This is a genomic window from Pyxidicoccus sp. M6, from assembly GCF_055568925.1.
On sequence record NZ_CM145714.1, the window covers coordinates 12,663,892 to 12,679,845 of the forward strand.

Annotated in this window: 9 protein-coding genes; 3 read left to right on the forward strand and 6 right to left on the reverse strand. The window is 71.2% G+C overall.

What is annotated here, in order from left to right:
* Positions 1-25 precede the first annotated feature (25 nt).
* Positions 26-1,132, forward strand: a complete 1,107-nt coding sequence (locus ACVTJA_RS50035) for a GNAT family N-acetyltransferase (protein ID WP_465831694.1) — start codon at positions 26-28, stop codon at positions 1,130-1,132.
* 19 nt (positions 1,133-1,151) lie between these two features.
* Here ACVTJA_RS50035 and ACVTJA_RS50040 read toward each other — a convergent pair whose 3' ends face one another.
* The 4 genes from ACVTJA_RS50040 to ACVTJA_RS50055 all read right to left on the reverse strand — a co-directional run bounded on the left by ACVTJA_RS50040 (position 1,152) and on the right by ACVTJA_RS50055 (position 7,868).
* A complete protein-coding gene (locus ACVTJA_RS50040) occupies positions 1,152-2,501 on the reverse strand; it encodes a metal-dependent hydrolase family protein (protein WP_465831696.1) in 1,350 nt (449 codons plus the stop codon).
* A 43-nt stretch (positions 2,502-2,544) separates the two neighbouring features.
* Positions 2,545-4,404: a hypothetical protein gene (locus tag ACVTJA_RS50045; protein WP_465831698.1), complete on the reverse strand. Its 1,860-nt coding sequence runs from the start codon at positions 4,402-4,404 to the stop codon at positions 2,545-2,547.
* Positions 4,405-4,546: 142 nt separating this feature from the next.
* Entirely contained in the window at positions 4,547-6,406 is a 1,860-nt protein-coding gene (locus ACVTJA_RS50050; protein ID WP_465831700.1) for a hypothetical protein, read from the reverse strand.
* Positions 6,407-6,410: 4 nt separating this feature from the next.
* Positions 6,411-7,868 carry an MATE family efflux transporter gene (locus ACVTJA_RS50055; protein ID WP_465831702.1) on the reverse strand — a complete coding sequence of 486 codons (1,458 nt, stop codon included), beginning with the start codon at positions 7,866-7,868 and terminating at the stop codon, positions 6,411-6,413.
* A gap of 406 nt (positions 7,869-8,274) precedes the next feature.
* Between ACVTJA_RS50055 and ACVTJA_RS50060 the strand changes: the two genes are divergently transcribed.
* A complete protein-coding gene (locus tag ACVTJA_RS50060; RefSeq protein WP_465831703.1) occupies positions 8,275-9,252 on the forward strand; it encodes a gamma carbonic anhydrase family protein in 978 nt (325 codons plus the stop codon).
* An 8-nt stretch (positions 9,253-9,260) separates the two neighbouring features.
* On the opposite strand, the gene ACVTJA_RS50065 is transcribed toward ACVTJA_RS50060, so the two are convergent.
* Positions 9,261-9,734 carry an SRPBCC family protein gene (locus tag ACVTJA_RS50065; RefSeq protein WP_465831705.1) on the reverse strand — a complete coding sequence of 158 codons (474 nt, stop codon included), beginning with the start codon at positions 9,732-9,734 and terminating at the stop codon, positions 9,261-9,263.
* On the reverse strand, positions 9,731-10,042 hold the full coding sequence (locus ACVTJA_RS50070; protein ID WP_465831707.1) for an ArsR/SmtB family transcription factor: 312 nt from the start codon (positions 10,040-10,042) through the stop codon (positions 9,731-9,733). Before ACVTJA_RS50070 ends, ACVTJA_RS50065 begins: the two co-directional genes overlap by 4 nt.
* Before the next feature lie 158 nt (positions 10,043-10,200).
* Between ACVTJA_RS50070 and ACVTJA_RS50075 the strand changes: the two genes are divergently transcribed.
* Positions 10,201-15,945 (forward strand): AAA family ATPase, encoded by a 5,745-nt coding sequence (locus ACVTJA_RS50075; protein ID WP_465831709.1) that lies wholly within the window; start codon positions 10,201-10,203, stop codon positions 15,943-15,945.
* The last annotated feature ends 9 nt before the right edge of the window (positions 15,946-15,954 follow it).

Sequence of the window (15,954 nt, forward strand, 5' to 3'; positions counted from 1 at the left end):
TCTCACGTAGGCTCTGCCCCGCTGTATGAGCCTCCTCCGACGCGCCACCCGTGACGACAATGCCGCGCTGCTCGACCTGTTCGGCGCGGTGCCGATGCAGGGCGAGCTGGTGCTCTCCACCCAGCGCGCTCCGGACTACTTCGCCCTCTTCGACATGCAGCGCGGAGACGCGGAGGTCTGGGTCCACGGAGAGGGCCCCGCGCTCGACGGCATGGGCGCCATCCACGTGCGCGACGGATGGCTCGAAGGACGCCCGTGCCGCGTGGGCTACCTCGGAGACCTGCGCACCCGCTTCTCCGCACGGCGGGTTCGCGGACTTGCACGCTTCTTCGGCCCCGTGCTCGAGGAAACCGCCGAGCGCCTGGGCGTGGACACCTTCCTCACCGCCGTCATGGCCTCCAACGCCACCGCGCTCCAGTCCCTGGTGCGCAGGAAGCCCGGCCGCGAGGCGCAGCCCCACTACGCCCTGCTGCGCCGCTTCTCCGCCGTCTCCATCCAGTTCCTCCTGCGCCGCCGGCCGCACCCCGGTGCCTTCACGGTACGCCGCGCCACGAAGGACGACGTGCCCGCCATGGCCGCGCTGCTCGACGCGGACCACCGCGCGCGTCCCTTCGGCTACCGCTTCGACACGGACGAACTGGAGCACCGCTTCGCCCGCTGGCCAGGGCTGCGCATCGAGGACACGTACCTCGCATTCGACAGAAGCGGCCGGCTGGTGGGCTGCACCTCCGCGTGGAACCCCGAGGCCGTGAAGCGCTACCGCGTCCACGCGTACCGGGGCAGCATGCGGTGGGTGCGGCTCGCGTGGAACGCAATGGCATCCGTGGTGCGCGCACCGCGCCTGCCCGCGCCGGGCAGCGACTTCCGCTACTTCTACCTCTGCAACACGAGCGTGCTCGGAGAGGACCCCGCCATCTTCCGCGCCCTGCTGGAGCACGTGTACGCGGACTTCCACGGCCAGGGCTTCCACTTCTTCACCCTCTACCTGGGCGAAGACGACGCGCTGGCCCCGGCGCTGAAGGGCTTCCTCCAGCGCCGGCTCGACTTCCACCTCTACGCCGTCACTCCGGCCTCGCGCCCTCGGGACACCTTCCCTCCCGGGCGCACCGGCTTCGAAATCTGCCTGCCCTGACGAGCGGAGGAACCCGAGCTCAGCGTGCCGCGCTCGTCGCCGGGGCTTCCGTGTCGTGCCGGTAGACGACGCCTTCCTTCATCACGAAGAACACCGCCTCCGTCTTGCGGATGTCCTGGAGCGGATTGCCCGGCACCGCCACCACGTCCGCCAGCTTCCCCGGCTCCAGCGTGCCCAGCGTCGAGGACACGCCCAGCAACTCCGCCGCATTCACCGTCGCCGAGCGCAGGGCCTCCACGGGCGGCAGGCCCGATTCCACCATCAGCGCGAACTCGCCCGCGTTGCGCCCGTGCGCGAAGACGCCCGCGTCCGTGCCGAAGGCGATGCGCACGCCCTTCGCAATCGCCTTGCGCAGGGCCTGCTTCCGCGCCTCGTCCACCGCGCGCACCTTGCGGATGTTCTCCTCTGGCAACAGCCCCTTGTCCGCCAGCTCCCGCACGCCCTGGAAGGCCATGGCCGTGGGCACGTACCAGGTGCCCTTCTTCTTCATCAAATCCAGCGCCTCGTCATCCAGCATCGAGCCGTGCTCAATCGAGTCCACGCCCGCGCGGATGGCCCGCTTCGCCCCTTCCGCTCCGTGCGCGTGCGCCGCCACCTTGCGCTTGCGCGCGTGCGCCTCGTCGACAATCGCATCCAACTCCGCCTGCGTGAGCTGCGGCGAGTCCACGTCCGAGTTCAGGCTCAGCACCCCGCCCGTCGCGCACACCTTGATGAGGTCTGCGCCATACTTGATGTTCTCCCGCACCTTCGCGCGCAGGGCCTCGGGGCCGTCCGCCACGCCGCGCGTGGCCTCCTCCGCGAGCAGCCCCTTGCGCCACGAGTTGCCCCCATCGCAGTGCCCACCCGTGCTGCCCAGCCCCACCGTCGCGGCGATGATGCGCGGCCCCACCACCGTGCCCCGGCGGATGGAGTTGCGCAGGCCGACGTCGATGAAGTCCGGCGCCCCCAGGTTGCGCACCGTCGTGAAGCCCGCCATCAGCGTCCTGCGAGCCTTGGGCAAGGACTCCAGCGTCTGCTCGGGAATGGTGCGCTGGAAGTCGTCGACGACGTCCTGACGCCAGTCCGCGCCGGCCTCGCCCGTCAGGTGCGTGTGCGCGTCCATGAAGCCCGGCAGCAGCGTGGCGTCGCCCAACTCCAGCACCTGCGCGCCGGCCGGAGTACTCGCCCCCGGCCCCACCGCCGTCACCTTCCCGTCCTGCACCACCACCACGCCGGGCGTGACGAGCCGCCCCGCCTTCGCGTCGAACAGGCGCGCGGCCTTGAGGACATACGATTTCGAAGCCCCCGCAGCTGGAGCGGCGGACGAAGCCTCCGCCGCGGAGGCCATGGCGGAGAACATCAGGGAGGCGAACAGGAGCAAGCGTCGCATGGGACGCATTGCCCTCCGTCCGCCCCACCCGAGTCAAGCCGCCTCACTGCGGCGTCACGGACAGACTCCAGGGCCCCGGGAAGCCTCCATCCTGAAGCCAGAGCGTCACCCGATACGTGCCCGAATACCAGGGCGTGTAATAGCCCCCCGCCGGGAGCTGTTCGAATCCCCCATTGGGCGACGTGAAGGCCACGAGCGAGGAAGGCGAGGCATCGACCCGGTACGTCCGGCCCGCCTCCAGCGTGATGGCGAAGACATCCATGTCATTCTCCGCCTCGAAGCTCCCCGATGCCGGCAGCGCCAGCGGCTCGGCGAGGTTCTGGAGCCCCGGGAAGTCATCCGTGCCCACCTTCTCCACCGTCACCGTGTGGGCCTCCAGGAACACCGTCGGCAACACGGTGAGGGAGAGGGCCGCGATACCATTCACGTTGACGTTCTTGGTGCGCACGCGCTCGGGGACCGAGCTGTTCCGCGCGCCATGGGCGTAGATGAGCATCGTGCACTCGGGCTCGCACGACACCGCGTAGACGCCGTCCGCATCGACATCGAAGACGAGCGTGTCGAAGTCGGAGGTGTACTGGGCTCGCACGGAAATCGGCACGCCCAGCGGCGAAGGCGTGGCCTCCGGGGTGTACGTGGGGTGGTCATCCGCGCCCACGTCCATCAGCGTGAGCTCGAAGGGCTCGTCCGACACGCTCCCCCCCGCGGGCATCACCTTGAGGTGGTACGTGCCCACCCCGCTCACGGAGGCGGGCAGGTACCCGTTGGGAGCAATCGCCCCCAACTGCCGCCCCTCGCTGTCGAAAAGCTGGATGCTTACCGGCACCGCGGGCTGCTGCCGCAGGGCATGGTGGTGCTCCGCGTCGACCTTGAAGGCGAGCATGTCCACGTCCTTGCTCGAGTGCATGCGCACGGAGACGGGCACGTCCAACGTCATCGGCGTGGCGGCGACCGCCGTGTCTCCATGGTCATCCAGCCCCAGGTCCGTCAGCTTGCAATCGAAGGTCAACGGCGGCTGGCCGTACGTCGGGCTCACCTCCACGAACCACGGCCCGGACTTCACGGCCTTCAGCTCCAGCCGCGGCTTGTTGCGCACCCCGAGCCCATCCACGGAGTCCACCACCCGGTCCGAGGAGTCCAGCAGCCGCAGCGCCACGCCCGAGTCCAGCGAGGGCAGCTCGCAGCCGAAGCGGTACGCATGGCCCGCCACCGCGTCCAGGCGGACCACGTCATCGTCTCCCAGGAAGGTGCTCGTCACCTTGAAGGGCACGTCGGACGGCTCCCGCCCGGAAGCCACCTCCGGCCAGTTGCCGAAGTCATCCAGCCCCATGTCCACGAGCTGGTACGTGTACGTGCCCGCCGCGCCGCCGTCGCCGGACACCTCGACGTACCAGGTGCCCTCCTCCAGCGCCGTCAGAATCCACGCCGTGCGCCGCGAGTCGAGCGGGAAGCTCCCCGCCTGCCGGCCCCTACCGTCCAACAGGCGCGGCAGGCAGCGGGACAGCGACAGCGGCTCGCACAAGAAGAAGTAGGTGTGGCCCGCCTTGGCCTGGAAGGAGAAGAGGTCCCGGTCCAACTGGCCGCGCGTGCTCGCGCTGATGCGGGCCTCGCCCGGGCCGCTCGTCGCGGAGATTGGCGTGGCTTCCTCGGGCGAGCCACCGTGGTCATCCGTCGTCACGAAGGCGGCGACCTGGCACAGCAGCCCCGCGGACTGCTCCCATTCCCCACAGCGGCACATGGGCTGCCCCCCGTTGGAGAAGCAGGTGCCCGCAGTGCAACGCACGCCCGCGCAGGCGACCTCGTCATCCACCTCCGTCTCGAAGGTGGGGCCACAGCCGGCCAGGGCCGCCAGGACGGTGATGACCAGGGGAGCGGCTCCCCCTCGAAGCGATGAGTGAAGCACGCGCGGACCTCGGGTTGACGGCGCGCACAGGAGCTATGAATGGCTCCGCGCCCCGCCAACGCACCGCGGTCTCCCCTGTTCCCCACCGCACACGGCTCCCGTTCGCCGGATGGCACTGGCCTCGCGGAATGATGGGCGCTGCTCACTCCTCGCTGAGCGTGAAGCCCCAGGGGAGCTGCGTCAGGCCCGCGGCCCCGAAGACACGGACGAGGTACGTACCGGAGCGGGCCGCGACAAAAGCGCCATTCTGGAAGAACACCGGCACGCCGCCGGAGTCCGTCACCGCCAACTGGAACGGCATCCCGTTCGCGGTCAGCCGGTACTTGTGGAAGGCAACCAACGGCACGGTGAAGACGTCTTCGTCCACCGCGGTATGGAGGATTCCGGACACGGTGGCCGGCAGCGTCAACGGCTCGGCATCGAGGGCGTCGTCGCCATGGTCGTCCGTGGCCACGTCCGTCAGCCGCAGGGTGAAGCCCTGGGAGTTGGACTGGGAGCGGAGCAGGAGGACGAGGGGCCCCGTCAACCGCACGTGCACGAGGTACCGCCCGGGCCCGAGCCGGGTGAAGCCCGCCGGAGAAGGGCCCGCCCAGTCCCGGGCCACGTCGCACGCGGGCTCGCACTCCGCGAGGTAGATGTGCTCGTCCAGCGCGAGGAAGGCGAGGGCGTCCGTGTCCGTCGGCGTCTCGAAGCGGCCGGAGACGCTATCTCCCGACACGACGGTGGCGGTGGCGGCCGTGTCGCCATGGTCGTCCACCCCCAGGTCCTCCACCGTGAAGAGGAAGGTGGGCATCCAGATGGAGCCGCGCATCAGCGCGACGACGTAGCGTCCCGGCTCCGTCGGCTCGAAAGTCAATCCGCGGGAGCTGCCCACGGTGAGCATGTGTCCCGTGGCATCCGTCACCCGCACCTCGAACTCCTCCAGGCCCGTCCCGTCCGCGTGGAGCCGGTAGATGTGGCCGGGCTCCGAGGTGAAGGCGAGCAGGTCCGTGTCGGACTGGGACTGGAAGGTGACGGACACCGGGGCATCGGGCTCCACCGGCGTGGCGCCGCTCAGCCAGTCCGCGTGGTCGTCGACGCCCAGGTCCTCCAGCCGGCAGGAGGAGGTGATGGGGAAGGGGCCGGACGAGGCGCCAACCGCCACATACCAGTCCGACGTCTCCGACGCCCTGGCCACCACGATGGCCCGCCCCAGCGAGGGCTGCGAGAGCAAATCCACCGCCTGCCCACGCGCGGGCATCATCCGCAAGTCCTTGTAGAAGGCGGCCGTGCTCGAGCAACTGAAGCGGTAGCCATGGCCCTGGACGGCGCGAAAGACGAAGAAGTCCGAGTCCGACGGGGTGCTGTGCGTCACCGGGAAGGAGATGGGCTCGCGGTACGCTTCGAGCGGCGTGGCCTCGTTGACGCTGTCACCGTGGTCGTCCGGGCCCAGGTCCTCCAGCTGGTACGTATACGTCCCCACGAATTCGTCGCTGCTCACCTCGATGTACCAGGGGCCCGCCGTCTCCACCTTGAACACGCCGTACGCGGTCCGCTCGCGCTCGGTCATCCGCATGTTGGTGGCGAGCTCCGCCACGTGGCCCGAGGCATCCAGCCGGCGCAGCGTGCACTGCCTCAGCGTCAACAGCCCGCAGGAGAAGGCGTACACGTGGCCCGGCACGCCGGTGAAGGCGAAGAGGTCCCTGTCCCGCAGCTCCGGGCGCAGCCCATCCTGGAGCCCGGCGGTGAGCACGGGCATGGGGAGCGTCAACACACCGGCGCTCTCCGGCGAGCCGCCGAAGTCATCCGGCGTCTCGTAGGCGCCCACGGCGCACGGCACCCCGGCGCTCGTCTCCCACGGGCCGCAGCGGCACAGGGGCTGGCCGCCGCTGGAGAAGCACTCGCCCGCGGTGCACGTGAAGCCGGCGCACGCCTCGGCGTCGCCCGGCACCTCCCCGGTGGGGTTGCATGCGGCCAGGACGAGCCCGCAGGCAAGGACGCTCAGGAGGTGCCGGAAGGACATGGGGTTACACCTCGCGGTGCTTCCAGGTGCCGCGCCGGAAGAGGATGACGGCCGCCACCGCCAGCACGGAGAAGGCGACGGCGACGGACAGGAAGACGCCCGACGGCCCCATCCCCACCGGCCCGGAGAGCCCCCAGGCCAGGGGCACCTCCAGCAGCCAGAAGCAACAGATGTTGAGGATGGTGGGCGTGGTGGTGTCTCCCGCGCCGTTGAAGGCCTGCGACACCACCATGCCGAACGCGTAGAAGAGGAAGCCGCTGCTGACGAGCCGCAGCGCGTGGGCCGCGTGGGAGACGACCTCCGGCTCTCGGGAGAAGGCCGCCACCAGCGGCTCGGCGAAGAGGACGAACGCCAGCCCCACCGTGCCCAGGAAGACGGCGTTGGTGCGCGCCGCCGTCCACACCGCCTGCTCACCGCGCTCCGGCTTGCGCGCGCCCAGGCTCTGCCCCACCAGCGTGGTGGCCGCGTTGGCCAGGCCCCAGGACGGCAGCAGCGCGAAGAGGACGATGCGCATGGCGATGGTGTAGCCCGCCACCGCCGCGCTGCCAAACGAGGCGACGATGCGCGCCAGCACCACCCAGCTCGTGGTGTTCACCAGCGCCTGCGCCGTGCCCGCCCCGGACAGCCTCAGCATGGCCAGCATGGTACCCGGCTCCAGCCCCACGTGCTCGCGGCGCACCCGCAGCCGTCCGTCTCCGCGCGCCAGCCGGTAGAGCTGGTACGCCACGCCACAGCTGCGGCCGAACGTCGTGGCCACCGCCGCGCCCACCACGCCCATCTTCGGGAAGGGCCCCACGCCGAAGATGAGCAGCGGCGCGAGGAGGATGTTGATGGCGTTGGCCAGCCACAGCACCCGCATGGAGATGGCCGCGTCGCCAGCGCCCCGGAAGATGGCGTTGATGAGGAAGAGCAGGAGCACGCTGCCCATGCCGCCCAGCATCACCTGCGTGTAGCGCACGCCATGCTCCAGCACCCACGGCGAGCCGCCCATGAGCGCCATCAGCGGCCGCGCGAAGACGACGCCCGCCACCGACACCGGAATCGCCAGCGCCAGCCCCAGGCCGATGGCCTGCACGGCGGTGCGCGCGGCGCGCTCCGAATCTCCCTCGCCGATGCGCCGGGACACCAGCGCGGTGGCGCCGATGGAGAGCCCCATGGCCGCGGCGTAGATGATGGTGAGCAGCGACTCCGTCAGCCCCACCGTCGCCACCGCGTCCGCACCCAGGCGGCCGACGAAGAAGACGTCCACCACGGCGAAGACGGACTCCATCACCATCTCCAGCACCATGGGCACGGAGAGGAGGAAGATGGCCCGCCGGATGGGAAGCCGGGTGAGGTCCTGCCGTGTCCCGTGCACGGCCTCCTTCAGGGACGACCAGAGACCGGGGACCGCGCCTTCGGGCGGACGAGCCGCCTCGACCCCCGGCGCGCTTTGCGCGCCAGCGGGAGATGATTCCGACATGACCTGCCTCCGTGCCGCCCTTGTGTCAGGAAGGTGCGGCCGCGTCCAGGGACGGAACCGACACCGGGGCCTGACCCGGCACGTGCGAATGAAAGCGGGGCCGGCATGGACGCCGTGCGCCCCCAGAACCGGACGGGCGCCACCCCGGTCGCCCCCTGACTAGGGGGAAACCACGAGGGGTCGGAAGGAAATGCCGTGGCCATCCGACAGCGGCCCTGTGCGGGGGAACGGTTGAGTCCGAGACAGCGTCGGACGCCGGACACCCACCCTGCGCCGCGGGGCCGTCTTTAAGTCAGGAGCCCGGGTGTAGGGTGCCCGCACCATGGGAACGAGCTTGCCACCGGTGAGTCCGCACGGGGTGCCCACCGGGGGGGCCGCGCATTTCAGTATCGCCAGCAGCGCCCGCGTGCTCGGGACGCTTCACCTGGGCCCGGGCGCCATCATCGCCCAGGGCGCGGTGGTCCACTCCCAGGCAGGCGCGGTGCGGCTCGGCGCCGGTGCGGCCGTGCTGGAGAACGCCACCGTCACCGGCACCGCCGAGCACCCCGTCACCGTGGGCGAGCGCGCGGTGATTGGCCACCGCGCCGTCGTGCTGGGCGCGGAGGTGGGGGCCCTGAGCGAGGTGGGCAGCGGCGCCATCCTCATGCCCTTCGCCCGCCTGGGCGCGCGCTGCCTCGTGGCCGAGGGCACCGTCATTCCCTCGGGCATGGTGGTACCGGACGAGTCCGTGGTGGAGGGCCGCCCCGGCCACGTCCTCCGCCGTGCCACCGCCGAGGATTTGGAGCAACTGCGGACGCTCCGCGGCGGCGGCCTCGCACTGCCCGGCCAACCCCTCACCGCCTTTTCCGCCAGAGACCGCGCCGAGGACGCTCCCATGGGACAGCTCTATACGTTTCGGGACAAGCACCCGCTGGTCCACCCGACGGCCACCCTCTTCTCCACCGCCGAGGTGTCCGGCGACGTCGTCATCGGCGCCGGCTGCATCATCGGCCCCGGGGTGAAGATTATCGGCGACGCCGACGGGCCGGTGCGCATCGGCTCGGGCGTGCAGATTCTGGCCAACACCGTGTTGCACCTGCCACAGGGTAGCAGCCTGGTGGTGGAGGACGGCGTCGTCATTGGCCCGGGCTGCACGGTGCACGGCTGCCATGTGGGCTCGGGCACGGTGGTGGAACCGGGCGCCATCCTCTGTGACGGCAGCCGGCTGGGGCGCGGCTGCATCGTCACCGCGGGCAGCCTGGTGAGCCCCATGGCCAGCTTCCCCGACGGCACGCGGGTGGAGGGCTTCCCGGCGGTGCAGGCCGGTACCCTCTCCACGCCGCCACCGCCGCCGCGCTGGGCCCTGCGGCCCGAGGACCTGGCCGGGCTGCGGCGCGTGGGGTAGCGCCGCGTTCAGCCCTCCGCGGCCTTCGCGAAGAGCTGCAGGAGCAGCAGCCAGCCACCCTTCGGGTTGTCCACCGAGTCGCGCACCGCCTGCGCGCCCTCGCCGAAGCGCTCCATGTTCCGGTGCTCCAATTCCACCCGCGTGCGGCGCGGGCCCTCGGGCGTGAAGGTCACCTCCACCTCGGTGACGAGGGCCGCGTCATACTGCCACTGCGCGGAAATCTGCCACGCGAGCACCACGCGCCGGGGCGGCTCCCAGGCCAGCACCTTGCCCCAGTCGCACTGCGAGCCGTCCTCGCCCACCTCGTACCAGCGGCCATTCTCGCGCGGCTCCAGCACCGCGTTCTTCATCGCCGCCTTGCCGATGTGGTGTTCCCTCGGCCACCACCGGTCGATGTTCTCGGTGAACACCCGGAACGCCCGCTCCTGGGGCGCCTCGACGACGATTTGCTTGCGAACCGGCTCCACGCGCTTTCCGCTCACGAGTCCTTCTCCTCTTCCACCGCCTCCTTGAAGGCGGCCAGTGCCCTGTCCCAGAACCTGTCGAGGTACCCGCGCATGGCTTCCACCCCGCGCGGGTCCACCCGGTAGACGCGCCGCGTGCCCTCCGCGTGGTCCACCACCAGGCCCGCGTCCTTCAGCACCTTGAGGTGCTGCGACACCGCGGGCCGCGACACCGGAAGCCGCTCCGCCAGCTCCCCCACCGACAGGGGGCGCTTCGCCAACCGCTCGAAGATGTCCCGGCGCGTGGGGTCCGCCAGCGCCGCGAAGCCGTCCGTTGCGTTAGTCATGACTTACCGTAAGCAATAACTTACCAAACAGACAGGCGTCAAGCGGATGGCGCGCCGCCCGCCTCCGCGGCCGCACGGCGGGCGACCGCCGGGTGTGCTCAGAGGCCCCTCCATCCAAATCCTCCATTAGGAGAGGGGACGGGGGTGAAGGCTCACAGATGCTCCAGATGTTCGCTGAAGAGGGACTGCGCGAAATCTACCGGGGGCGCCGCTACGTGGTGCTGCGGGGCTTCAAGCAGGACGGCGAGCCCCTGGTCATCAAGCGGGTCCGCGCCGGCCCGCTCGCCACCGGCAGCATGGCCATGCTGCGCCATGAGTACCACCTGCTGCGCTCCCTGAATGGCGAGGTGCCTGGCGTGTCGCGCCCGGTGACGTTGGAGGAGGACGCGTCGAACATGCCCTCCCTCGTCCTGGAGGATGCCGGCCCGCAGAACCTCCAGGAGTGGCTGGGGCGCCGGCCCGTGAGCATGGACGCGTTCCTGGAGCTGGCCCTGCAACTGGCCGGCATCATCGCCAGCCTCCACCAGCAGCACATCATCCACCGCGACCTCAACCCCACCAACATGGTGGTGGGCGCGGGAAGCCGGCACGTCACCGTCATCGACTTCGACCTCGCCACGCGCGTGGCCGGCCTGCCCTCCAGCAATGACATGCCGGTCGACCTCCAGGTGACCCTGCCCTACGTCGCCCCCGAGCAGACCGGACGGATGAACCGGCCCATCGACCACCGCGCGGACCTCTACTCGCTGGGCGCGACCTTCTATGAGGTGCTCACCGGGCTGCCACCCTTCGTGTCCACGGACCCGGCGGAGCTGGTGCACGCGCACCTGGCGCGGCCCCCCGTGCCGCCCGTCTTCGCCAACCCCGACGTGCCGAAGGTGCTGTCCGATTTGGTGCTGAAGCTGCTCGCGAAGATGCCGGAGCAGCGCTACCAGAGCGCGGAGGCGCTCCTCGCGGATTTGCTGGAGGCGCGGCGCCGGCAGGCCTCGGGGTCCATGGGCACATTCGAGCTGGGCCGCGTGGACCTGGCCCGGCAGCTCACCTTTCCCCAGCGCCTGTACGGCCGCGAGCGCGAGCTGACGCGGCTGCGCGAGGCGCTGGAGCGCGTGCGCCAGGGCACCAGCGAGGGCGTGCTGCTCGTCGGAGAGCCGGGCATCGGCAAGTCCGCGCTCATCCAGGAGCTGCGCCGCCGCGCCGCGGCCGGGGACCTCGTCCTCGAGGGCAAGTTCAACCAGCTCCAGGGCAACGCGCCCTACTCGGCCTTCGTCGAGGCCTTCCAGGGACTCGTCCACCAACTGCGGAGCGAGCCCCCCGACGTGCGCGAGTCCTGGCGCCACCGGCTCCTCCAGGCGCTGGGCCCCAACACCCGCGTCCTCGACGGCGTCGTGCCGGAGCTGGAGTCACTGGTAGGCCCGCAGCCCGTCCCTCCGCCGCAGGAGCCGGTGGAGGCCGCGGCGCGCCTGCACCTCGTCTTCCAGTCCTTCGTCCGCGCGCTCGCGCCCGAGGGGCACGTGCTCGTGCTCTTCCTGGATGACCTGCAGTGGGCGGACCCCGGCTCGCTCCAGCTCCTCAAGAGCCTGGCGCTGTCCCTGGAGTCGCGGCGCCTGCTGCTCGTGGGCGCGTACCGGCCGCGCGCGGTGGACGCGCAACACCCGCTGGCACGGCTGCTCGACTTCCTCCGCGAGCGGCGGGCGCTGCCCATCCAGTCCCTGTCGCTGCAGCCCCTGGAGTTGACCGCCGTCACGGCGCTGTGCGCGGACACCTTCCGCTGCGGCCCGGACACGGCGCGTCCCCTGGCGGAGCTGGTGCTGCGCAAGACGGGCGGCAATCCGCTCTTCATCACCCGCTTCCTGCGGCTCTTGCACCACTCCGGCCTGCTGACCTTCGACCTGGAGCACGGCACCTGGCGGTGGAACCTGGAGCGCGTGGAGCAGGTGGAGGCCATGGAGAACGTGGTGGCGCTGATGATTGCCACCATCCGCCGGCTGCCCACGCGGGCCCAGCTCGCGCTGAAGGTGGCCGCGTGCCTGGGAGACCGCGTGGAGCTGTGGCTCCTCTCCGCGCTGATGGGGGACACCGAGGGCAACGTGGCCCACGCGCTCTGGAGCCTCCTGCGCGAGGGGCTGCTCGTCCCGGAGCGGGATGGGACACGCGCCCCGCGCGGCGACGGCATGACGGCGGGAGAGCCCCAGCTCCAGGAGGCCGTGTATCGCTTCGCCCATGACCGCGTCCGGCAGGCCGCGTACTCGCTCCTCTCCGAGGAGGAGCGCGAGCACCTCCACCACGAGGCGGCGCGACAGCTCCTGCGCGGGGGGCGGGACGAACTGCCCGACGAGCGGCTCTTCGCCGCGGTGGACCACCTGCACCTGGGCCGGGCCCGCCCCGGTGGCTCGCTGGAGGGAATCGACCTGGTGGACCTCCACCAGCGGGCGGGACTCAAGGCCAAGGCGGCCTCGGCCTTCGGCACGGCCCTCGTCTACTTCCAGCGAAGCGTGGCGCTCCTGCCGCGGACACAGTGGGACTCGCGCCGCGAGCAAATCTTCCAACTGCACCGGGAGGCGGCGGAGTGCGCCTACTTCTCCAGCGACCCCGCGCTCGCGGGAGAGCTGGCGCGCACGGCGATGGAGTACACCGGCAGCCGGCTGGAGCGGGCGGAAATCCACGACGTCCAGGTGCTGGCCTTCCTGATGAGCGGCAACTACCCGGAGGCGGTCCAGGCCGGGCGCGAGGGGCTGCGGCTGTTCGGCGTGACGCTGCCGGAGGGAAACCTGGACTCGGAACTCAAGGCCGTGTTCGCCGCGGTGGAGGCGAACATGCGGGGCCGCTCCGTGGAGGAGCTGCTGGAAGCGCCGCGGATGGAGGACCCGGAGCTGCTCGCGCGCGTGCGGCTGATGTCGGACATCACCACCCCGGCGTACATGATGGACGCGCGGCTGTGCGCGCTCATCAACGCCCACGCCCTCGTCCTCATCCTGCAGCACGGCAACTCGTCCTGGGCGCCCGCCGTGTACTCGTGCCACGGGATGATGCTGACGGACCGGGGCAACCGCGAGACGGGCTACGCCTTCGGCCGCCTGGGCGTGTCGCTGGCCCAGCGCAACGGGGACGCGCGCCAGGAGTCCCGGGCGCTGGTGGCCCTGGCGCTCAACGTCAACCACTGGAAGGCGCCGCTGCGCACGAGCCTGCCGCTCTTGCGCCGCTCCGTCGCCATGGGGATTGCCAGCGGGGATTTGCAGTTCGCCTGCTACGCCATCGCCACCGCCCTCATCACCGAGCTCGCCCTGGGGACGGAGCTGGCCCGGGTGCAGGCCTCCGTCGAGGCCTGTGACGCCTTCCTCCGCCGGAGCGGCATCCCCGTGGTGAGCGACAATCCCGTCATCATCCGGCAGACGCTCCGCGCCCTCCAGGGCCGCACCTCACAGCCGGCGCGCTTTGACGACGGCGAGTTCAGCGAGGCGACGTGGCTGAAATCGCCCCGGGCCATCCCCATCAATGTCTTCCTCTTCGCGCAGCTCCGCCTGCTGGTGGGCTACGTCCTGGGGGACATCGACGAGGCCCTGCGGATGGCGGAGCTCGCCACGCCCTACCTCCCCCTGGTGAAGGGCCTCTACCGGCTGGTGGACCACAACTACGTCTACTCGCTGGCGCTGGCGGCCCGCGCCACCGCGCACCCGGAGGCTCGCGCGGAGGCGCTGGAGCGCATCGCGGACAACCAGCGGCAGCTCGATGAGTGGGCGGAGGGCTGCCCGGAGAACTTCCGCCACAAGCACCAGCTCGTGGCCGCCGAGGTGGCCCGGCTGGAGGGGCGGCACCTGGAGGCGATGGACCACTACGACTGCGCCATCGACGGGGCCCACGCCGAGGGCTTCCTCCAGGACGAGGCGATGGCGAACGAGCTGGCGGGGCGCCACTACCACGCACTGGGCCGCAAGCGCTTCGCCGCGCCCCACCTGCGCGCCGCCCTGGAGGCGTATGCGCGCTGGGGCGCGTGGGCCAAGGTGGCGCTGCTGGAGGAGGAGTTCCCGGACCTGAAGTCCCTGGGCGGCAGGGCCTGGAGCGAGCCCGCCGCTCCGCAGGGCAACGCGGTGGTGCCGGGCGCGTCGCTGGACTTGCGCAGCCTGCTCAAGGCGTCCGCGACGCTGATGGGCGAGGTGGTGTTGGACCGGCTCCTGGAGAAGCTGATGGCGGTGTGCCTGGAGGCCGCGGGCGCCACGAGGGGCGCGCTGGTGCTGGAGGAGACGGGCGTCCTCGTGGTGCGCGCGCTGGGCGTCGTCTCGGAGCCCGTCAGCCTGGAGCGCATGCCGCTGGCCTCCGCGAGCACCGTCCCCGCCTCGGTGGTGCTGCACGCGGCGCTGACGCGCGAGACGATTGTGCTGGGAGACGCGGCGCACCAGGGCCGCTTCGTCGCGGACCCGAGCATCGTCCAGCGCGAGGTGAAGTCCGCCCTGGCCGTGCCCATCCAACGGCAGGCGCGGACGGTGGGCGTGCTCTACCTGGAGAACGATTTGGCCACGCACGCCTTCCCGCCGGAGCGAGTGGGCGTGCTGCGGGCCCTGTCCTCGCAGCTCGCCATCTCCATCGAGAACAGCCAGCTCTTCGAGCGGCTCAACGTGGAGGTGCGGGAGCGCCGCAAGGCGGAGGCCACGGTGCGCTTCCTCGCGGAGTCCGGGCTGGCGCTGGCCGAGTCGCTGGATTTGGAGCTGACGCTGTCGAAGGCCACGCGCATGGTCGTCCCCTTCCTGGCGGACTGGTGTCTCTTCGTCGTCGTCGAGAACGGCGAGCGCCTGCGCGTGGTGGCCGCCGCGCATGCGGACCCACAGAAGGAGGCCCGCCTGCACGCGACGCTGGCGCAGTACCCTCCCGACTGGAACTCGCCGCCCGCCCTCATCCGCTCCCTTCGGACGGGCCGCCCCATCCTGTTCCCCGAAGTCACCCCGGACATCCTGGCGGAGTCGGGACAGGGGCCGGAGTACGTGCAGCGCGTCTTCGAGCTGGGCACGCGGACGGCCATGCACGTGCCGCTCAACGCGCGGGGCAAGACGCTGGGGGTGATGACGCTCGGCTGCGGCACGCCCGGCCGCCGCTACGGCGAGGCGGACCTGGACCTGGGGCAGGAGCTGGCCCGGCGCGTGGCCGTCTGCATCGACAACGCGCGCCTGTACCGCGCGTCCCAGGACGCCATCCGGCTGCGCGACGAGTTCCTCAGCGTCGCCTCGCACGAGCTCAACACGCCCCTCACCTCGCTGCGCCTCATGGTGCAGTCGCTGCTGCGCCACGCGCCCGAGGCCCTGCCGGACACCGCGCTGCGCGCGCTGCGCACGGTGGATGGACAGTCGCTCCGGCTGGCCACGCTCATCGAGGAGCTGCTGGACGTGTCGCGCCTGCACGCGGGCCGCCTGGATTTGAACCTGGAGCAGGTGGACCTGGGGGACGTCATCCAGCGCGTGGCGGCGCGGCTGCGCGAGCCGCTGGCCCGGGCGGGCTGCGAGCTGAAGGTGCGCGTCGAGGGCCCCATTCGCGGGCGGTGGGATGCGACGCGGCTGGGGCAGGTGCTGCTCAACCTGTTGTCCAACGCCATCAAGTTCGGGGCGGGCAAGCCCATCGTCGTGGAGGCGGGACGGGAGCACGGCACGGCGTGGCTGTGCGTGAGGGATTACGGCATCGGCATCGCCCCGGACCGGCTGCCTCACATCTTCGACCGCTTCGAGCGCGCGGTGTCCGTGCGCGCGTACGGCGGCCTCGGGCTGGGGCTGCACCTGGTGCGTGAAATCCTCAAGGCGCTCGGAGGGAGCATCCACGTGGAGAGCACCGTCGACGTCGGCACCACCTTCACCGTGGAGCTGCCCTGCGCCGGACCTCCAGGTGACGAGGCACCGTGCGACACCGGAGCGGCGCCGGGCTGAGCCGCGACG

What these genes read in the sequence shown, in the direction of transcription:
- ACVTJA_RS50075 (WP_465831709.1), top strand. Translation starts at nt 10,201, where the DNA reads ATGCTCCAGATGTTCGCTGAAGAGGGACTGCGCGAAATCTACCGGGGG.
- ACVTJA_RS50050 (WP_465831700.1), bottom strand. Translation starts at nt 6,406, where the DNA reads ATGTCCTTCCGGCACCTCCTGAGCGTCCTTGCCTGCGGGCTCGTCCTG.
- ACVTJA_RS50055 (WP_465831702.1), bottom strand. Translation starts at nt 7,868, where the DNA reads ATGTCGGAATCATCTCCCGCTGGCGCGCAAAGCGCGCCGGGGGTCGAG.
- ACVTJA_RS50035 (WP_465831694.1), top strand. Translation starts at nt 26, where the DNA reads ATGAGCCTCCTCCGACGCGCCACCCGTGACGACAATGCCGCGCTGCTC.
- ACVTJA_RS50040 (WP_465831696.1), bottom strand. Translation starts at nt 2,501, where the DNA reads ATGCGACGCTTGCTCCTGTTCGCCTCCCTGATGTTCTCCGCCATGGCC.
- ACVTJA_RS50070 (WP_465831707.1), bottom strand. Translation starts at nt 10,042, where the DNA reads ATGACTAACGCAACGGACGGCTTCGCGGCGCTGGCGGACCCCACGCGC.